This is a genomic window from Aliiroseovarius sp. B-4, from assembly GCF_056857795.1.
In genome coordinates this window covers 1-2,500 of record NZ_JBSXNV010000011.1, presented here as the reverse complement: position 1 = coordinate 2,500, position 2,500 = coordinate 1, and the positions used below count along the sequence as shown (strand labels likewise).

Sequence of the window (2,500 nt, the reverse complement as noted above, 5' to 3'; positions counted from 1 at the left end):
TGGTCTATCTAGCAAGCTTAAGCCGTTAGGTGTAGGCGCAGCGAAAGCGAGTCTTAATAGGGCGCATGAGTTAGGTGGATCAGACCCGAAACCGAGTGATCTAGGCATGGCCAGGTTGAAGGTGCGGTAACACGCACTGGAGGACCGAACCCACATCTGTTGAAAAAGATCGGGATGAGCTGTGCCTAGGGGTGAAAGGCCAATCAAACTCGGAGATAGCTGGTTCTCTGCGAAATCTATTTAGGTAGAGCGTCATACGAATACTCTCGGGGGTAGAGCACTGAATGGGTAATGGGGGCCTACAGCCTTACTGATCCTAATCAAACTCCGAATACCGAGAAGTACTATATGGCAGACACACAGCGGATGCTAACGTCCGTTGTGGAGAGGGAAACAACCCTGACCTACAGCTAAGGCCCCTAATTCATGGCTAAGTGGGAAAGCAGGTGAGACGACCAAAACAACCAGGAGGTTGGCTTAGAAGCAGCCATCCTTTAAAGATAGCGTAACAGCTCACTGGTCTAATTTAAGTTGTCTTGCGGCGAAGATGTACCGGGGCTCAAGCCATGAGCCGAAGCTTAGGGTGTGCACTTTGTGCATGCGGTAGCAGAGCGTAGTGTGACATAGTTCCGTTCCTCATTAATGTCTTCGGGCATGTTTGAGGATTGGAGCTTTCTGTGAAGCCGGCCTGTGAGGGATCCGGTGGAGAGATCACTAGTGAGAATGATGACATGAGTAGCGACAAACAGGGTGAGAGACCCTGTCGCCGAAAATCCAAGGGTTCCTGCTTAAAGCTAATCTGAGCAGGGTAAGCCGACCCCTAAGGCGAGGCCGAAAGGCGTAGTCGATGGGAACCAGGTTAATATTCCTGGGCCATGAGGTGGTGACGGATCTCGAAGGTAGTTCATCCTTATCGGATTGAATGGGCTGCTGAGAGGTTCCTGGAAATAGCCCCTCTGTTAGATCGTACCCTAAACCGACACAGGTGGATAGGTAGAGCATACCAAGGCGCTTGAGAGAACGATGTTGAAGGAACTCGGCAAAATACCTCCGTAAGTTCGCGAGAAGGAGGCCCAGTTTCTACGCAAGTATTGACTGGGGGCACAAACCAGGGGGTGGCGACTGTTTACTAAAAACACAGGGCTCTGCGAAGTCGCAAGACGACGTATAGGGTCTGACGCCTGCCCGGTGCCGGAAGGTTAAAAGGAGGTGTGCAAGCACCGAATTGAAGCCCCGGTAAACGGCGGCCGTAACTATAACGGTCCTAAGGTAGCGAAATTCCTTGTCGGGTAAGTTCCGACCTGCACGAATGGCGTAACGACTTCCCCGCTGTCTCCAACATCGACTCAGCGAAATTGAATTGCCTGTCAAGATGCAGGCTTCCCGCGGTTAGACGGAAAGACCCCGTGCACCTTTACTACAGCTTCGCACTGGCATCAGGCACAACATGTGCAGAATAGGTGGTGGGCTTTGAAGCAGGGACGCCAGTTCCTGTGGAGCCTCCTTTGAGATACCACCCTTGTTCTGCTTGATGTCTAACCGCGGTCCGTTATCCGGATCCGGGACCCTGCGTGGCGGGTAGTTTGACTGGGGCGGTCGCCTCCTAAAGAGTAACGGAGGCGCGCGAAGGTTGGCTCAGAGCGGTCGGAAATCGCTCGTTGAGTGCAATGGCAGAAGCCAGCCTGACTGCGAGACTGACAAGTCGAGCAGAGTCGAAAGACGGCCATAGTGATCCGGTGGTCCCGAGTGGAAGGGCCATCGCTCAACGGATAAAAGGTACGCCGGGGATAACAGGCTGATACTGCCCAAGAGTCCATATCGACGGCAGTGTTTGGCACCTCGATGTCGGCTCATCTCATCCTGGGGCTGGAGCAGGTCCCAAGGGTATGGCTGTTCGCCATTTAAAGAGGTACGTGAGCTGGGTTTAGAACGTCGTGAGACAGTTCGGTCCCTATCTGCCGTGGGTGTAGGATACTTGAGAGGAGTTGCCCCTAGTACGAGAGGACCGGGGTGAACGAACCACTGGTGGACCAGTTGTCGTGCCAACGGCAGTGCTGGGTAGCTATGTTCGGACAGGATAACCGCTGAAGGCATCTAAGCGGGAAGCCCCCCTCAAAACAAGGTATCCCTGAGGACCGTGGAAGACTACCACGTCGATAGGCCGGAGATGTAAGCGCAGCAATGCGTTCAGTTGACCGGTACTAATTGTCCGATAGGCTTGATTTGATCCAGTAGAAGTCAAACCCTACTGATCTATCAAAAGCATACACACCTAAGTGTACTGACTTGGATATTTGGAACACCAAATCAGGCTCAAGCAGCCCGAGGCGGTCGCCCAAATAAATGGCTTTTTACTCGGTTTGGTGGTCACAGCACAAGTGAAACACCCGATCCCATCCCGAACTCGGAAGTTAAGCACTGTCGCGCCAATGGTACTGCGTCTCAAGACGTGGGAGAGTAGGTCACCGCCAAACCTAGTAAAAAGCCAACATTCTCTCAA

At 53.0% G+C, this 2,500-nt stretch carries 2 rRNA genes (1 of these 2 cut by a window edge); both read left to right on the top strand.

Features of this window, described 5'->3' with window-relative positions:
- Positions 1-2,226: ribosomal RNA gene (locus AC13C8_RS00295) — 23S ribosomal RNA — on the top strand; it begins 612 nt to the left of the window's first position.
- Positions 2,227-2,359: 133 nt separating this feature from the next.
- Positions 2,360-2,474: ribosomal RNA gene (rrf, locus tag AC13C8_RS00290) — 5S ribosomal RNA — on the top strand.
- Positions 2,475-2,500 lie beyond the last annotated feature (26 nt).